Source organism: Blautia hansenii, assembly GCF_013304445.1.
Taxonomy (GTDB): domain Bacteria; phylum Bacillota; class Clostridia; order Lachnospirales; family Lachnospiraceae; genus Blautia.
In genome coordinates, this window is the sequence record NZ_JAAITA010000054.1 from 1 (window position 1) to 1,627 (window position 1,627).

Consider the following 1,627-nt stretch of genomic DNA (forward strand, 5'->3'; position numbering starts at 1 on the left):
GACATTGAAATTGCACAGGAATGTACAATGGAGCCGATTACAAAAATTGCGGAGAAAGCAGGTATTGATGACAAATATCTGGAGCAGTACGGCAAGTACAAAGCAAAAATTGACTACAACTTATTAAAAGAATCCGATGCACCAAACGGAAAATTAATTCTGGTTACTGCCATTAACCCAACACCGGCAGGAGAAGGAAAGACCACCACAACCGTTGGTCTTGCAGACGGTATGCAGAGACTTGGCAAAAACGTTATGGTTGCTCTTCGTGAGCCATCTCTGGGACCGGTATTCGGTGTAAAGGGCGGCGCAGCAGGCGGCGGATACGCACAGGTAGTTCCTATGGAAGACATCAACCTGCACTTTACCGGAGATTTCCATGCAATCGGTGCAGCCAACAACCTTCTGGCAGCTATGCTGGATAACCACATTTATCAGGGAAATGAACTGAACATCGACCCGAGAAAAATCACCTGGAGAAGATGTGTGGATATGAATGACCGACAGCTTCGTTTCGTAGTAGACGGTATGGGCGGAAAGACCAACGGCATGCCAAGAGAAGACGGCTATGACATCACCGTAGCTTCTGAAATTATGGCAGTTCTGTGTCTGGCCAGAGACATTACAGACTTAAAGGAAAGACTGGGACGTATTATTGTTGGTTATACATACGGAAAAGTTTCCGAACAGAAACCGGTTACGGCTCATGACTTACACGCAGAAGGCGCTATGTGTGCCCTGTTAAAAGATGCTCTGAAGCCAAACCTGGTGCAGACCTTGGAGCATGTACCTGCCATCGTACACGGCGGCCCATTCGCAAACATTGCACACGGCTGCAACTCTGTTATCGCAACCAAGATGGCAATGAAATTAGGTGATTACGCCATTACAGAAGCAGGCTTCGGCGCTGACCTCGGCGCAGAGAAATTCCTGGATATCAAGTGCCGTATGGCAGACCTGCACCCAAGCGCAGTGGTTATCGTAGCAACGGTTCGTGCCCTCAAGTACAACGGCGGCGTGGCAAAAGCAGACTTAAATAACGAAAACCTGGAAGCATTGGAAAAAGGACTTCCGAACCTGTTAAAACATGTAAGCAACATTAAAAATGTATACAAACTGCCATGTGTGGTTGCTATCAATGCATTCCCCACAGATACGAAGGCAGAACTTGACCTGGTAGAACAGAAATGTAAGGAACTGGGCGTAAACGTTGCCCTGTCTGAAGTATGGGCCAAAGGCGGCGAAGGCGGTATTGCTCTTGCAAAAGAAGTTATCCGTCTGGTAGAAGAACCAAACGACTTTACCTTCTCTTATGAACTGGAAGGAAGCATTGAAGATAAATTAAACCAGATTGTACAGAAAGTATACGGCGGAAAGAAAGTTGTCCTGACAGCCAATGCGCAGAAACAGGCAGCACAGTTAGAAGCCTTAGGATACGGAAACTGCCCAATCTGTGTGGCTAAGACACAGTACAGCTTAACAGACGACCAGACCAAACTGGGTGCGCCTACAGACTTTGAAGTAACCGTAAGAAACTTAAAGATTTCCGCAGGTGCAGGATTTATCGTAGCATTAACCGGTGAAATCATGACTATGCCGGGTCTGCCGAAAGTGCCGGCTGCTGAAA

Annotated in this window: 1 protein-coding gene; it reads left to right on the top strand. The window is 47.1% G+C overall.

Annotated features, from left to right (window positions below; genetic code table 11):
• Window positions 1-1,627: formate--tetrahydrofolate ligase (locus G5A70_RS15430; protein ID WP_173750326.1), on the top strand; the 1,627-nt coding region annotated here is incomplete at both ends.